The organism is Vibrio pelagius (assembly GCF_024347575.1).
Lineage (GTDB): Bacteria > Pseudomonadota > Gammaproteobacteria > Enterobacterales > Vibrionaceae > Vibrio > Vibrio pelagius.
In genome coordinates this window covers 1,813,403-1,829,134 of record NZ_AP025503.1, presented here as the reverse complement: position 1 = coordinate 1,829,134, position 15,732 = coordinate 1,813,403, and the positions used below count along the sequence as shown (strand labels likewise).

The 15,732-nt window shown below is 43.4% G+C and carries 13 protein-coding genes; 7 read left to right on the top strand and 6 right to left on the bottom strand.

What is annotated here, in order from left to right; translation table 11 throughout:
* Nucleotides 1–84: 84 nt before the first annotated feature.
* Nucleotides 85–1,593, bottom strand: a complete 1,509-nt coding sequence (locus vsple_RS07850) for a DUF3360 domain-containing protein (RefSeq protein ID WP_261881661.1) — start codon at nt 1,591–1,593, stop codon at nt 85–87.
* 445 nt (nt 1,594–2,038) lie between these two features.
* Between vsple_RS07850 and vsple_RS07845 the strand changes: the two genes are divergently transcribed.
* Nucleotides 2,039–2,911, top strand: a complete 873-nt coding sequence (locus tag vsple_RS07845) for a patatin-like phospholipase family protein (protein ID WP_255230595.1) — start codon at nt 2,039–2,041, stop codon at nt 2,909–2,911.
* A 133-nt stretch (nt 2,912–3,044) separates the two neighbouring features.
* On the opposite strand, the gene vsple_RS07840 is transcribed toward vsple_RS07845, so the two are convergent.
* A complete protein-coding gene (locus vsple_RS07840) occupies nt 3,045–3,848 on the bottom strand; it encodes a MetQ/NlpA family ABC transporter substrate-binding protein (RefSeq protein ID WP_255230596.1) in 804 nt (267 codons plus the stop codon).
* Between the two features lie 520 nt (nt 3,849–4,368).
* On the opposite strand from vsple_RS07840, the gene vsple_RS07835 reads away from it, so the two are divergent.
* Nucleotides 4,369–5,232, top strand: a complete 864-nt coding sequence (locus vsple_RS07835; protein ID WP_261881660.1) for a polysaccharide lyase family 7 protein — start codon at nt 4,369–4,371, stop codon at nt 5,230–5,232.
* 117 nt (nt 5,233–5,349) lie between these two features.
* Here the strand turns inward: vsple_RS07835 and vsple_RS07830 are convergent, their stop codons facing one another.
* Nucleotides 5,350–6,258, bottom strand: coding sequence for a dienelactone hydrolase family protein (locus vsple_RS07830; RefSeq protein ID WP_261881659.1), 909 nt, complete (start codon nt 6,256–6,258; stop codon nt 5,350–5,352).
* Between the two features lie 356 nt (nt 6,259–6,614).
* Complete coding sequence (gene accD, locus vsple_RS07825; RefSeq protein ID WP_261881658.1) at nt 6,615–7,475, bottom strand: acetyl-CoA carboxylase, carboxyltransferase subunit beta; 861 nt, start codon at nt 7,473–7,475, stop codon at nt 6,615–6,617.
* Nucleotides 7,476–7,601: 126 nt separating this feature from the next.
* Between accD and vsple_RS07820 the strand changes: the two genes are divergently transcribed.
* Nucleotides 7,602–8,501: a LysR family transcriptional regulator gene (locus vsple_RS07820; RefSeq protein ID WP_261881657.1), complete on the top strand. Its 900-nt coding sequence runs from the start codon at nt 7,602–7,604 to the stop codon at nt 8,499–8,501.
* 68 nt (nt 8,502–8,569) lie between these two features.
* Here the strand turns inward: vsple_RS07820 and vsple_RS07815 are convergent, their stop codons facing one another.
* Entirely contained in the window at nt 8,570–9,064 is a 495-nt protein-coding gene (locus vsple_RS07815) for a YcxB family protein (RefSeq protein ID WP_261881656.1), read from the bottom strand.
* A gap of 312 nt (nt 9,065–9,376) precedes the next feature.
* On the opposite strand from vsple_RS07815, the gene vsple_RS07810 reads away from it, so the two are divergent.
* The 4 genes from vsple_RS07810 to vsple_RS07795 are packed head-to-tail and all read left to right on the top strand — an operon-like array spanning nt 9,377 to nt 12,975.
* On the top strand, nt 9,377–10,270 hold the full coding sequence (locus tag vsple_RS07810) for a metal ABC transporter substrate-binding protein (protein WP_261881655.1): 894 nt from the start codon (nt 9,377–9,379) through the stop codon (nt 10,268–10,270).
* Between the two features lie 59 nt (nt 10,271–10,329).
* On the top strand, nt 10,330–11,211 hold the full coding sequence (locus vsple_RS07805; protein WP_261881654.1) for a manganese/iron ABC transporter ATP-binding protein: 882 nt from the start codon (nt 10,330–10,332) through the stop codon (nt 11,209–11,211).
* Nucleotides 11,211–12,131 (top strand): metal ABC transporter permease, encoded by a 921-nt coding sequence (locus vsple_RS07800; protein ID WP_255231819.1) that lies wholly within the window; start codon nt 11,211–11,213, stop codon nt 12,129–12,131. Before vsple_RS07805 ends, vsple_RS07800 begins: the two co-directional genes overlap by 1 nt.
* Before the next feature lies 1 nt (nt 12,132).
* Nucleotides 12,133–12,975 carry a metal ABC transporter permease gene (locus vsple_RS07795; protein WP_261881653.1) on the top strand — a complete coding sequence of 281 codons (843 nt, stop codon included), beginning with the start codon at nt 12,133–12,135 and terminating at the stop codon, nt 12,973–12,975.
* 126 nt (nt 12,976–13,101) lie between these two features.
* Here the strand turns inward: vsple_RS07795 and vsple_RS07790 are convergent, their stop codons facing one another.
* Nucleotides 13,102–14,904, bottom strand: a complete 1,803-nt coding sequence (locus tag vsple_RS07790; RefSeq protein ID WP_261881652.1) for a hypothetical protein — start codon at nt 14,902–14,904, stop codon at nt 13,102–13,104.
* Between the last annotated feature and the right edge of the window lie 828 nt (nt 14,905–15,732).

The window sequence follows — 15,732 nt, the reverse complement described above, 5'->3', positions numbered from 1 at the left end:
TCGAAGTTCATATACAAAGGCCAGGCGGATTTATTAGGAATGAAAAACGGCTTAATACAGATGCACTAAGCCGCTTTAATTAGTTTAGCGGAAGCTTGGGATAATTGCTGGAATCCCCGGTAGAAGGCCAACCAATGCCATCACGCTTGTTAGAACAACAAACATAATGCCCGGTAGCACCCAACGACTCATTTTACTCAGCTCACCACTGCGTTCTTTACAGCCAACTAAGCCTAAGTTGTCTAATAGCATAGTGATAGACCAACCAAATGCTGGGTTCACAAGCGCTGATGAGAACACAACAATCGCGGCTGATTGAGTGGTTTTACCCTCACGCGTCATCTCCATGCCTGCCTCTAGCAGTGGAACGAATACACCCACAATCAGAGCTACACAAAGTACAGGTTGCCAGATAGCTAAATCCATCGGGTAGCCCCAAACAGCGGCGATGATACAGAACAGAGCCGTCAGCAAAGCTCCTGCCGGAATAGGGCGTTTCGCAATCGCTGCAGGTACGATGTAAGTACCCCATGAAGAGGTAAAGTTAGTCCCACCAAGTAGAGAACCAAAAGTTTGACGAATAGACGCTGTGGTCATGGTGTCATCAATGTTCATGTGTACTTTTTCAGTACGATTTGGGTAGCTGATCTTTTGGAATACTTGATGCCCCAAGAAATCGGGTGACCACATCGCTACCGCTAGAATCGCGAACGGTAGAACTACCATGAAGTGTTCAATCGTCGGTAGGCCTAGCATCCAGCCGGTATCTTCTCCCCACCAATACATAGGGTTCATGTTCGGTAGACCTGGCTCGGTTTGGAACGAGAATGGTGCGCCCATAGCAAATGCAATCGTACCGCCCAACAAGCAGCTAAGAGGCACAGCTAACCAACGTTTGCGGAAATGCTCCAATAGCGCGTACAGGATAATGGTACAGAAGATCACGACAAAAGCGATGTGGCTCATATCGATTCCTTCGGCCCAAGCGAACAGCTTCTTCACTTGAGAAACGGTACCCACAAAGCCAAGGTAGAGCAGTAAACCGCCGCACACGCCTTTACTGGTGAGGTTGGCTAACATACTGCCCCCTTTACTGATGGCTAACAGCAAGCCAAATGCGCCAATCAGTAAGCCAAACGCCATAGGGTGTCCACCAGCGGCAACCACGATAGGGATTAATGGGATAAGAGGGCCGTGTGTACCTGCAAGGTTAGCCGTCGGCAATAGAAAACCAGAGAAAAGGATGATGAAAACAGAGGCGATAAGAAGTTCATAACGAACGTTTTCTAAGATGAAGCCTTCGTTTAGCCCAAGAGCCCCAGCAAAGGTGGCTGCAATCGCGCCCACCATCACCACTTTACCAATGGTCGCGGCCATGGCCGGGATAGTGTCTTCTATCTCAAATCGGTAATCTTTAAACGGTAAGTTTGGGCGCCAGCGTTTAGGCGACATGATTTGCAATTCGTGCTCGAGATACTGCTCTCGCGAATCAAATTCCGAACTTGGTTTGTGTTGTTGTTCATAAGAGAGTTCGTCCTCATTGGTTTGAGGCTTCTCTGTTCGTATATTTAGGGACTCTAAAGTACTGCTCATTTTGATTCCTTTCTTTCACACTCTAAGGCGTGTTATTCCAACAAACGTAAGTGACTCACGGCACGAAGATTTAACAGAGTAATTGGCTCTGTTGTTTTGTTACATTGAACTTGCTGACTCTATTTTCTTTATAAGTAGACCTGTTATTTGTCAGTGAAACTGACCTACCTAGATATAAAAACAATACATCAACTTGTAATTAAAGAATTATTAACATTTGATTGTTAGTACCTTATACCAAACCAAAAAAAACAAATAGACTCAGTCAGTTAGACATTAGTAGTAGAGTGTTTATTGTTCTCGGCAAGCACTTTAAGCTGTTTGAACTTGATTTGCCTATGCATTTGGGGGGGCTGGTGGGCGGAATTTTCATCGCATGACACTGCGTGCTGTTAGACGAAGTGGTATGATTTTGACTAATCGCATGAATTAAAGGGTTAGCACGATGGCAAAAACGATCTCATTGGTACTTGGCAGTGGCGGCGCGAGAGGCTTGGTGCATGTTGGTGTTATTCGTTGGCTAATCGAACATGGTTATGAGATAAGATCTATTTCTGGCTGCTCAATTGGTGCGCTTATCGGTGGTGTGTATGCTGCTGGGAAGTTGGATGAATTTGAAGAGTGGATCACCAGTATTGATCAATCGAATATGACTATGCTGTTGGACTTCTCATGGCAATCGAGTGGTATGTTCAAAGGGGATAAGATCATAGATTCACTGCGCCAACTGATCGGTGAGATTTCTATCGAAGAGCTATCTATTCCTTACACTGCCGTTGCTGCAAATGTCGCTTATGAGAAAGAGGTTTGGCTGCAATCTGGTTCTCTGTTTGACGCGATTCGTGCGTCTATTTCTCTGCCACTCTTCTTCACACCTCATGTCATTAATGGTCAAGAGCTTATTGATGGCGGAGTGCTTAACCCTGTTCCGATTGCGCCTACATTTGGTGATCATACAGACGTGACATTGGCGGTGAACTTAGGAGGGGAACCGGAGCCTCTGGAACAAAAAGTCACGCCCGTTTCATTGCCCACCAAAGAGAGTAACTTGCACGACAAGGTTGTTCATTTTATCGATAACTTAGGCACTAATGTGAAAAGTAAAATGAGCTTTAATTTTGCTGCTTACGATATTGCCAACCAAGCGTTTGATGCAATGCAATCGACCATCGCTCGCCAAAAATTGGCCGCTTATCCTGCTGATATTACACTTGAGGTTCCGCGTAATGCCTGTGGCACGTTGCAGTTTGAACGGTCAAAAGAGATGATAGATAGAGGCTACCATTTAGCACAGGCAAAATTGGGTAATCGACTTTAAAATACAGAGAAAAAGAGAGTGTCTATTGAAACTGGGCTCGCGCCACTGTTCTTAGAGTTTGAGCCACTGTCCTTTGGTCTGGCGTTGTCTACTGAGTAGCAGACAACGCCAAAGTTAAGATGAACGCTTTAGCTTAATTGGCGGCTTCTATGGTGCCTTTGAAAGTACTGGCTAGAAAATCGTTGATCTCTTGCGAGTGATAAATTGAGATGATCTTTTTATACGTCTCATTATTTTTATCTTCTTCTCGCGTTGCCACCACCATCACGGCTAGAGGTGCGTCTTTGTTCTCTAAGTAAATCCCTTGTTTCTTAGGGTCGAGTCCAGCAGACATAACGTAGTTCATAGTGATTGCTGCTGCATCTACATCATCAAGCGAGCGAGGTAACTGAGCTGCATCCACCTCAACAAATCGAATGTTCTTTGGGTTGCTAACAATATCGCTTAACGATGCTTTGAAACCAACGTTTTCTTTTAATGAAATCAGCCCAGCATCTTCAAGCAGTAATAGCCCGCGCCCACCGTTCGTTGGGTCGTTTGGAATCGCGATTCGCGCGTTGTCTGGGATAGAATCAAGCGAAGTGTACTTGTTAGAGTAGATACCCATTCGCATCAAAATTGAACGTCCGATGGAGACCAGTTTACTATCGTGATTGTTGTTATAGTTGTCGAGAAATGGCTGGTGTTGGTAACTGTTCAGCTGGATACTACCATCCTCTAATGCGGCATTGGGTGTGATGTAGTCTGAGAATTCGACCAGTTCAATGTTGATCCCTTGCTTCGCCGCTTCTTTCGCCACTGCCTGCACCACTTGCGCATGTGGGCCAACTGTCGCCCCAATCTTGATGACAGCCTCGTCTTTGTTTCCACATCCTGTTACGCCGAATATGAATGCTAATGTTAGCAGGGATGCGGTGATTTTTTTGTAGCTGATCATGATAACTCCATTTAATTAACCAAAAGACATTTAGGTGTCTGGACGTCTATATTATCTAATTATGCGATCGGGTCAATATGTTTCTCAGGAATAGGGTTAGATAGGCTTTCGTAGCCAACTTAACAGAAAAATATTATTGTATTTTAATAATCCTAATGAACTGTTGAAGCTATTGTGACTTGCCCAATCACAACACGCTTTTAACCTTGAACAGTTTTCAATCGTTAAGTGATAGGTTTTCCGACTTAAAAGCTAGAGAACGTAAACATCACATATTTCACATTAAGTTAGAGGTATACGCGCCATTTCAAATATTGGGCAATACTCTATTCACAATTCTAATGTGATTTATCTCACTGCCTGAACGTTTTATCTCTTTTTAAGTAATACAATAGTGCTAGATCACAGTAAGTGAGTGATTGTGTGAATACAATTCAAACTATAGGAGTTCACAACGATGTGACTCTTTCTGATTGAAGCTTTTTATCAGAGAGTGTCGATTAATAGGGTAGTTAAAAACATGAAAAACATATTCAAAACTTGTTTCTTGGCAGCTGCGGTATCTTTAGCGTTTGGCGCAAATGCTTCAGATAAGGCTGCTCCAGCAGACTACGAACAATTTCAAGATGTATTAAAAGTGTCTAAGCTTCAGGCGTCTGATCCCGAAGGAAAATCGGGAAATAAGTCGGAGTATGCTTTAAACGGAGAGTTCGATGGTTTGGTGCTTGATAGCTTTTACGTAGACAAAGCATCGGAAGCGCTTGTGTTTAAAATGCCTGGTTACAAAAATCGTAGTGAAGTACGCATCTACAAAAACTTTAATGTCGGTGAGGCCGATAAATACTATCATTTGGGCGCAGAAATTAAGCCAATCAACCCACGCGCGTCAGTAGCTAACACGGACAAAGCGAAGAATGATGCGATCACATACCTTCAAGTACATAATGCGGGTAGTGTCTCTGCTGATTTCCCTGACGGTGTGTCTGGAGAAGGTTATATTCCACACCCACTAGTGCGCGTAGTTTATGAAGCTGAACGTAGTGGCAAGAACGATTGGTACTGGGCTGTAATTAAGAACAATGCTGTGAACTGTGGTTCGAAGAGTGGCAATAAGGGCACAGAAGAGTGTAAAAATGCGTATTTTAAGCTACCAATTGCACCAATCGCCAAAGAAGGTACAGACAAGTTTGATATCTATGTTGGTGGTAACAAGTTGATCATTAATCATAACGATAAAACGGCCATCAACCACGACATCACATATTGGAATGAGAAGAAAAGCTATTTCAAAGCCGGTGTTTATAACCAGTTTAAGAACGGAGAAAGTGAAGCTCATTTTTACAAGCTAACGTATTCGGTAGAAAGCGAGCCGGTAATTCGTTAATCATTTGTGATTTAATGAATCAATACAAGACCTCGCAGATGTGAGGTCTTGTTGCTTTGAAGCCGGGTGAATTAGCTCGCGGTTAACTGAACAGAAACAAGCTAATTCATAACCAAATTAAGAGAGTTTATTGCTGAAAAACTCGAGTGTCCGAGCCCATGCTAACTCTGCTTCTTCTTTCGCGTATCGACCTGTTGAATCGTTGTGAAAACCGTGGTTCACACCTTCATAGATGTAAGCGGTGTATTCTGCCCCAATCTTTTTCAGTTCAGCTTCATAGTCTGGCCATGTCGCATTAACTCGTTTATCGATTCCGGCAAACTGTATGAGTAGTGGCCCTTTAACGTTTTTTCTTAAGTCTGGGGCTGCAGGAGTACCATAAAATGGAACACCAGCATTGAGTTGATCTGGTATGACGGCTGCCAACATATTCACGATGTAACCACCAAAGCAGAAGCCGACAGCACCAAGCTTTCCGTTACTTTTTTCATGAGACTTTAAAAAGTTCGCTGCTGCAATAAAATCCTCTTCAATTTTGTCTCTCGACAGGGATTTCTGCATCGCTCGACCTTCATCGTCATTACCTGGATACCCGCCAAGTGAATGGAGCGCATCAGGAGCAAAGGCAATGAATCCTGCCGTTGCAAGACGTCTTGCTACATCCTTTATATATGGATTTAAGCCTCTATTTTCATGGACAACTAATACCACAGGTGCGTTATCTTTTAACTCTGTAGGTACGACCAAGTAACCACGGCCTTCTCCATGTCCTTTTGGGGAAGGGAAGGTTTCATAGGTGGCTTTGATGGATGGATCATTGAACGAGACTTGCTCTGCCTTAGCGTAATTGGGAATCAGTGCAGAAGTTAATGTTGTCATGGTTAAACCAACAACAGCTAACCCTGATAGACGAGCCATAAACTCTCGACGATCAATCAGCCCGTGCGCGTATTCGTCATACCAGTCAAAGGCTTCTTGTGGGATAGATCGAGTTTGTACTGATTGCGATTCGGCATTTTGATTCATAACTTTTCCTTGTTGTGAGTTCTTTTACCTGTCAACTATAGTAGAAATTCAGATAGTACCTGAACGTTCGCTCAAATATTTTGTGTTATTTGTTATACCAAAGTACATAAAGTTGATGACAGTCAGATAAAACGGCGGGTCGATCTGCACTTGTGCCTCACCAACACTTAGCATGGTCAAAACGGTGATACGGAAGACTTTCCTTCACTGAAGGCGTGATTGTGACACAAAAAAGAACTTCAAGAGTGTACTGGGTCTGCTGAGAGCGCCCCAGTATCACAAGTATTGAGCTGCCATAAGTGTTTTTGAAAGCGGTACTTTTTCCGAATAAGGATTGGGTCCACTGTTTAGAATACCTATCTTCGAACTTGTGTATTGGTCATCATCGCTATGAGTTTGGCTACGCGTTCTCGCATGTCATGTCTTTCGACAATCATGTCGAGTGCGCCGTGATCTAATAAGAATTCGCTCTGTTGAAAGCCTTCGGGTAATTTTTCACGCACTGTTTGTTCAATCACTCTGCGGCCAGCAAACCCAATTCGAGCTTTGGGCTCTCCGATGTTAATGTCACCAAGCATTGCCAAGCTTGCCGAAACACCACCGAAGGTTTGGTCGGTGAGTACTGAAATGTAGGGAAGTCTTGCTGTAGATAGTCGTTTTAGCGCAGCGCTGGTTTTTGCCATCTGCATTAACGCGATCAATGACTCTTGCATCCGCGCGCCACCACAAGCGGAAAAACAAACTAAACCGCAATTGGCTTTAATTGCCGTGTCAACTGCTTCAACAAAACGCGCACCAACTACTGAACCCATTGAACCTGCCATAAACGAAAACTCGAAAGCGCATGCGACAATAGGAACTCCTAACAGCTCGCCTTGCATTGCAACCAATGCGTCATTCTCACCGGTGATCTTTTGGGCTAGAGCTATACGCTCTGAATAGCGCTTTTTATCTTTGAATTTGAGTAGATCTTGTGGCTGCATTTGTTTTCCGAGCTCCGTTCGCACTCCCTGATCTAAAAAGCTGTCTAATCTGCTGCGTGCTGACATTCGCATGTGATGGTTACATTTGGGGCACACCTCTAAATTCTCTGTCAGCGCGATGCGATACAAAATTTGGTCGCAGCAAGGGCACTTAGTCCAAACGCCTTCAGGGACTGAGGCCCTGCGGTTACTGATTAAGTTATTCTTATCTAATAGTTTTTCTAACCAACTCACAATAAAATCTCGTTTTTGCTACTTTGAATGCTTGATATTGTATAAGCCAGCTTTTGGTAATAAAGTGTCAATTATTGGTCTAATAATCCAATAATTCGGGATTATATCTATATGTGAGACTACGAGATGCTGGAAAAAATTGATCAACTATGGCTTAAGACATTTCACTGCGTTTATGAGAACAATAGTTTTAAGCGAGCCGCGGAGTTCTTATGTTTACCAACTTCAAATGTGAGCCGTCACATTGCGTTATTGGAGAGTCAGCTGGATACTCGGTTGTTTGAACGAACCACTCGCCGTATTGCCCCAACTGAAGTAGGGGAGCAACTTTATTTACGAACTCAGCCGCTACTGGACAAGCTGAACGACGCACTTGAAGAAGTGACGCAACACTCACGGGAGGTGATCGGCCAGCTCAATGTTCTGATGCCTGATTCACCACAACTCGCCCAAGCAGTCGTATCCTTTTGTACTAAGCATCCTGCGGTTTCGTTGTGTTGTGATACTAGCATCAGCCCTAAAGAGGATTTCTTGGATGGTTTCGATGTGATTTTGAGTTTCCACCGTGGAAAGCTTGAAGACAACAACTGGATTGCGCGCGAGATCAAGCGTTGGCCGAGTATTGTAGTTGCATCTCCGAAGCTCCTACAAAGCTGCGCTAAACCAAATCAGGTGACTGACTTAAAGCATGTACCTTGTATTACCAGCTTTACGGCACTCAACGGGACGCCTTGGGTATTTAAGAGCAACGAAGATGAACTGGTGACACAGCGAGTAAAGTCGGTATTTAAGGTGAATAGTGGACAACTGGCGTTAGCCGGAGCATTAGCAGGTTTGGGCTTTGCGATACTTCCGAGCGAATTATGTCGAGAGCAAATTAGCGCTGGTGAGTTAGAGGTTGTTGAACTTGAATACAAACCTGAAGACTTAGTGCTATATGCTTTCTATTCATCAAGAAAACATATAGCAAAGAAGGTCCCTGCGTTTATCGAGCATCTACAAGGCCAATCAAGCCCAACGGAATAATAGGTAGGGGATAACTGTATTCAGCACAAAGAAAAATGCCCACCCAAAAGGGCGGGCATTGATAGAAATTAGTTTGTTTTAGCTGCTTCGTGCTGTTCAACCATGAACGCTATTGCATCATCATTCAAACATGACTTGCTCACGTATTGGCGCTGTTTACCAATATGGATGATAAGACCCAGTTCAGTCTGCTCAAGCTTGTCGATTTGGCTCCACTTGATAGTGTTCGTCGTTTTATAGTTTTTGTAACTTACTCCATTTAAGTCGCCTTTAAACACTACCTTGCTGCCCGAACCAGAGCTGATTCTTTGACGCCACAACCACCATGTTCTTTTACAGTAAACACTGAACGCTTCAATCACACTCAACACAATAAAGAACCAGCCTACATAACCGCCAGGTAACAGCTCAAATTCGAGTAAAACCCAACCAAAAATAAGGAACAGGAAAGCCTTTATGTAGGCCTTAGGAAACTGCGTAGGCATGCTAGTTTGGTCGTAGCATTCTGCAAAGAAAGTTTTGTCTAGGGTGTACTCTGTGGTGAAGCCTGGTTCTTTGGACATGTATCGTTACTTTTTGGTTCTTGTAAATAGGAAGCTTGTGCCACTGGTGTGTGGTATCAGCATTGTATCGCTTCTTAGTGCCTTTCTTTAGTTCTTTTAAGTCTGTTTTGTAAGTCGATACTACCAAATGATACACGTTCGATAGTGCTTGTTTAACGAAAAACGGGCGAGGTATCTCTGAATGTTTGTCAAAAATTAACGTTGATAATGAGAATTGTTCGCATTAGTATGTATTAAAAATACGAACAAATCGCACAAGCGTGGATGTGTTTGTACCGAATGTTAAAGATTCCTACCCTCGAGGAGACAGGTATGAAAAAACTCGCGGTGGCTGCTTCGGCGCTGCTTTTGGCCATGGCGCCATTAGTTAATGCTGCAGAAGATAAGATGAAGGTCGTTACTACTTTTACTGTTTTAGCTGATATAGCTTCAAATGTTGCAGGGGACGCTGCTGAAGTTGTGTCTGTCACAAAACCGGGTGCCGAGATTCATGGTTACGAACCTACACCGAAAGACATTGTTCGTGCTTCTGATGCTGATCTTATTCTGTGGAACGGGATGAATTTGGAATTGTGGTTTGAGCAATTTCTATCAAACATGAAAGACGTGCCGGCGGTAACGCTGACTAAAGGTATTAACCCAATTCCTATCGCTTCGGGCTCTTATCAAGGTAAACCAAACCCGCATGCGTGGATGGGCTTAGATAATGCGCTTATCTATATCGATAACATCGTAGAAGCATTTGCTGAGCACGATCCAAATAATGCGGCGATTTATGTAAAGAACGCAGCTGCTTATAAAGCCAAACTTAGAGCAACAATCGAACCTCTAAAAGACCAAATCGCTCAGATCCCTGACAGCAATCGTTGGTTAGTCACGTGCGAAGGTGCGTTTAGCTATCTTGCGAAAGATTTTGGCTTGAGAGAGCTGTACCTATGGCCGATGAATGCAGATCAAGTCGGTACTCCACAACAGGTACGCTCGGTGATTGATGGCGTGAAAAAGAACCAGATCCCGGTTGTCTTTTGTGAATCAACCGTCAATACCTCTCCAGCAAAACAAGTGGCAAGAGATACTGGTGCTCAGTATGGCGGCGAATTGTTTGTCGATTCGTTATCAACGGCTGATGGTCCGGTTCCTACTTATTTAGATCTGTTAAAAGTGACCTCGACTACCGTAGTGAATGGTCTTACGGCGACCAACTAAGACACATGTCCAATAACATTAGACACAATCAAACAGATATTGGGAGTAGAGCACCTGTTATGAATGATGTTAAAAATGAGGAACGCCTTGGCATTTCAGTGAGTGATGTAACGGTGACTTATCGTAATGGTTACACGGCCCTTTATGATGCGGACTTTACCGTTCCACAAGGATCGGTGACGGCACTAGTTGGTGTAAATGGAGCAGGGAAGTCGACTCTTTTTAAAGCCATTATGGGCTTTGTACCTATGTCTAAAGGGCAGATCCAAATACTGGGTGAGAGCGTTAAAAAAGCGCTCAAGAGTAACATGGTGTCTTACGTACCTCAGTCCGAAGAGATTGATTGGAGCTTCCCTGTTTTGGTTGAAGAAGTGGTCATGATGGGACGCTACGGTCACATGAATTGGCTACGTAGGCCTAAAGATGTTGATCATCTTGCGGTCGACCTGGCTCTTGAACGAGTCAATATGCTGGAATTTAGAAAGCGTCAAATCGGTGAGCTATCTGGAGGTCAGAAGAAACGCGTGTTTTTGGCGAGAGCATTGGCACAAGAAGCCAAGGTGATTCTGCTGGATGAACCTTTTACTGGGGTTGATGTAAAAACTGAACATCAAATTATCGACCTTCTCAAATCACTTCGTGATGAAGGACATGTAATGTTGGTGTCGACACATAATCTTGGCTCTGTGCCTGAGTTCTGCGATAGAACCATTATGGTCAACAAAACAGTTTTGGCTTCAGGACCAATTGAAACGACGTACACAGAGGAAAATCTACAGCGCGTTTTTGGTGGCTCATTAAGACACTTCAAGTTAGGTGGCAATACACTTCATCACGATGAAGATACGAGGGAACTGACCATTCTTACGGACGATGAGCGACCATTCATTCAGTATGACGGTAAGGCGTTAACAACCAAAAAGACGGAGCCTCAATTATGATGGATCTGTTGTTACAACCATTTGGCTATGGCTATATGACTAATGCTATGTGGGTGTCTGCGTTAGTAGGTGGTGTTTGTGCGTTTCTGTCTGCGTATTTGATGTTAAAAGGGTGGTCCTTAATCGGTGATGCTCTGGGGCATGCCGTTGTACCGGGTGTCGCATTGGCTTATATAATTGGCCTTCCTTTTGCTTTCGGTGCTTTTATCTCAGGAGGAATAGCGGCAGGCACAATGTTGTTTTTGTCTGAGCGATCTGGCTTAAAAATCGATGTGATTATCGGTTTAGTCTTCACTTCATTTTTCGCACTTGGGCTTTTCCTTATTTCAATCAACCCCATCTCTGTCAGCGTTCAAACCATCACCATGGGTAACATTCTTGCGATTACACCTGAAGATACGCTTCAGTTAGTCGTGATTGGTGTCGTCACGCTGGTGGTTTTATTGGCGAAGTGGAAAGATCTTATGGTGACATTTTTTGATGAGAACCATGCGAGATCCATAGGTCTGAATCCGGGTATTCTAAAGGCGATCTTCTTCACTCTTTTATCAGCGTCGATTGTTGCTGCTATGCAAACAGTAGGAGCGCTGTTGGTGATTGCTATGGTGGTGACGCCGGGTGCCACGGCATATCTGCTTTGTGATCGTTTTCCTCGATTGATTTTGGTGTCAGTCGTTATTGGCAGCACAACGAGTTTTGCCGGCGCTTACATCAGTTTCTTCTTAGATGGAGCGACAGGGGGCATTATCATTTGTCTGCAAACCATTATCTTCCTTTTGGCGTTTTTCTTTGCTCCCAAGCATGGTTATCTGGCTGCGCGTTTGAGGGCGAAAAAGGCACTAGCAAAGAGACTAAGATCTGACAAGCGTGCCACTTCTCATTCACCACTTGAGCACTCATCTTTGGCAAAGGAGTATTAGTATGGATTTATTGTTGCCATTCCAATTTCCCTTTATGCAGAACGCTTTCCTGATCTGTTTGATTGTTGCGTTGCCAACGGCACTATTGTCTTGTTTTTTAGTGATGAAAGGGTGGGCCCTTATGGGGGATGCCGTCAGCCATGCTGTACTGCCGGGGATTGTTCTGGCGTATGTGACGGGTTTGCCTTTATTGTTAGGCGCATTTTTGGCTGGGATGTTGTGTAGTTTCTTGACCGGTTTCTTAGCCGAAAATTCTCGAATAAAACAAGATACGGTGATGGGAGTGGTGTTCTCAGGCATGTTTGCACTAGGGATTGTGCTTTATGTAGCGTTAGATACTCAGGCGCATCTAGATCACATCCTGTTTGGCAACATGTTGGGTGTGGATGCACAAGAGCTAACGACCGCAGCGATTATCTCAGTGGTGGTTGTTACAGGTATTGTATTGTTCTGGAAAGACTTCCTCTTGCACTCTTTTGATGAAGTTCAAGCTAAAGTTAGTGGATTGAATGTGACGGTGTTGCACTACACCTTGCTAACCTTTCTCTCGCTGACGATTGTTGCCACGCTGAGCGCGATCGGCCTTATCTTAGCGATTAGCTTGCTTATCGCCCCCGGTGCAATAGCGTTTTTGTTAGTAAAGCGTTTTTCAAGCATGCTATGGATTGCGTGCGTGGTAAACCTCTCGACTATGGTGTTGGGTGCGTATTTAAGTTTCCATATCGATAGCGCACCAGCGCCAACTATTGTTTTGATTCAAAGCCTAGTGTTTATCGTTGCACTTGTACGACGTATCTCTATGACCAAGAAACAGTCGCAACAGTTGCACACAACGACGGCATAACGTTATTGAGAATATCAAGGTCAACATTCGAAAAGCGCTCATATCGGAGTAATGCCGATGTGAGCGCTAGCGTTTGTATTTAAAGCAGATACTTACTCTGAATAAACACAAGTCTAGAAACGCCAACTAGTGCTGGAAGATGAGTGTATGAGTCTCGGTGTCGGTCGAGGCTGTACCAACGATGTTGAGCTTACCGTCTGCGCCGTAGAAAACGAATTTAGGTACAGTAGGGTGGTCGATATTATCGATGGTAGAATCCGCTAAACTAAAGCTCTCTTGCAAGCTCAAATCAGACGATGATAAGACTCTTATTGTACTGCCTTCTCCCTGCATAGCGTACGCGAGCTTCGTGCTATCGTGTGATTCGTCCAAAGTTTCAATTGCTGAATAATATGGCCAACCCTGTGTTGGTGGTAGCGTAATTTGACCAGCATAACGCATATCTTCATTGGCGTTGTCTGATGCATTTAACTTCACACCACACTGGGTAAAGATCGCTGTGCCAGTGTGGTTGAACCAAAAGTCATTACAGAATTGGTAGTTGCCATGATAAATCGAGCTTACAGGGTATGCAGGTGAAGCCGGATCGGTGAGGTCGGCTCTAGAAATATTACCTGGGCTTAATGTAGTGGTTAGGCTGTAAAGGCCAGAGCTTGTTGGGTTAATCTTCAACTTGGTCTTTTCATAATAGCTCCATTCATCGCCGAGTTTGACTGAACCGTCATTGAGGTTGATGATTTGTAGCTCTTCCCACTGATCGGTATTGGGTAATGTCCATGCGTATGTACCATCGGTAGACAAATCAAAGACATCATGAGAATTGAATATCTGATTGGTTTGGCTACTTTGTGGTGCGACGTTATTGTAGTTTAACGTCGTGAGCATCATGTTGTGACCAACGATGAAGCGATTCGTCCCGTTGATATTATCGACTGCGACAGAAGTGGGAGCGCTGGTAAGCTCGATTTCATAAGAACGGGCATCAGACAGGCTGTAGAAATAGATCGCGTTCTTTGGTGAATCAGAAACGATAGCTATCACATTTAATGCGTCAGAGTAGACGGCATCTATTGTGTTGTGACTTGGTTGATTATCAAAATAGACCTTTGCATTGTTAGTTGGAGGCGTCGTTGGTGTTCCTGTGTCTGGGTCTGGCGTTGTTGTTGCCCCTGTAATCACGTAATCAACTGGAACGGTAATTGGGCTGCCTTCAATTGGATAAACACAGCTAGGATCGTAACAAGCCTTAACGGTGACAGCCGAGCTGTATGTCCCACCCCCTACCACAGAAGGCGTTTCAAATGTCATATTAAGCCCGATGCTAGCGAGAGCAGGGAAAGGGTTAACAGATGTTACCATTGGATTGCTAGCTTGCGCTTCTATGTGAAGCTGGTAAGGGTCAGAACCAGAAAATTGGATAACCTCAGCAACATTATGACCTATGTTTACATCGTTGTAATTTGCAGTCACTGTGATTTTGGCTTCAGCTAGGCTGATTTGTTGATCCAATGTTACTTCGTTAGTCAGAACGACAGATTTTGGTGAACCAGAATAGTGCTTGTTACAGTAGTAGTCGTGACAAATATTGAACTCTATATTGGTTGATTTCGTACCATTGCCCAATTGGTAGCCAGGCTTAAATAGCACGGTCGCATAACCAGTTTTATCGTCGTTAGCGTAGATATCGATCCTCTCAACCACCTCACTGTCGCCGAAAACACCATAGTAAAGGTTATCTCCCGCAACGTGTCGAACACTAAAAGGGATATCGATACTGACCTCTTCGAATGCTGTTGATTTGAGATCAAATCTGGTTTGCGGGACGGAAAGCGAACTGCTTGGTGAACTGTCTCCGCCGCTACCGCCACACCCTGTAAGGGTAGTCAATAGAACAGCGGGGAGGAGGCAATGAAAACCATTCCTAATCATATAATTACTTCCAATTTATAGATCTTAACTAATACCAATCGTAGTAAATAATTGCTCACCCTAGCTTGTTAAAATGCTTGATAACTGCGTTAGAATTTTTGATTGTAGAATAACTACTTATCGAAAAATGCTGCCTTGTTCTCAAGCCTTTTTCCTGCGCTATTTTTGATCACTTATTTACTGTGATTGGTATAAATTGGATTATTATAATCATGTTGTTTCATTTGGATTCAATGCATATTAAAAACAAATACGTGGCGTTTCACATTTGATTTTTGATGAATGCGTTATGGATCGCACTTATCTAATTGAAAAAGAAAACAAAGTTTAGGACAAGTCACTGTTTAGGACAAGTCACTCTCACGGTTGTTGCCAAATATGCAAACTGCTATCCCATTTACGCAGCTAGTTTTAGCTGGGAAGAGGGTTTTTATAGAGGAGAACTAAACATCACTGAGATCGAATTTTTCGATGCAAGTATTCGAATTAAATTCTGTAGAACAATAAATGGAATGAAATACTGTGTTCGAATTATAATCTTTGTTGAGATTAATGTTAAACCAAGTGGCTGATTTTATTGAAGGTAAGCCTAAATTCTCGATTTTCTGCAAAAGTATCAATTTGGCTTTATATTCTTATTATGTGCGTTTGTTTGGTTTTTAATTCTAATGGATGTTCTATGGTTGGATGTTTTTTAGTTTAATATCCACTTAATCAAGAGAGTTATGTTCTTGATTTGCATAAATAATTAAAGAGTTGAGACAAAAAAGTTGGCGAAAATCAGAAGCTTGGCATACACTTTCCTTGTAAACAGCCTTATCTCATTGA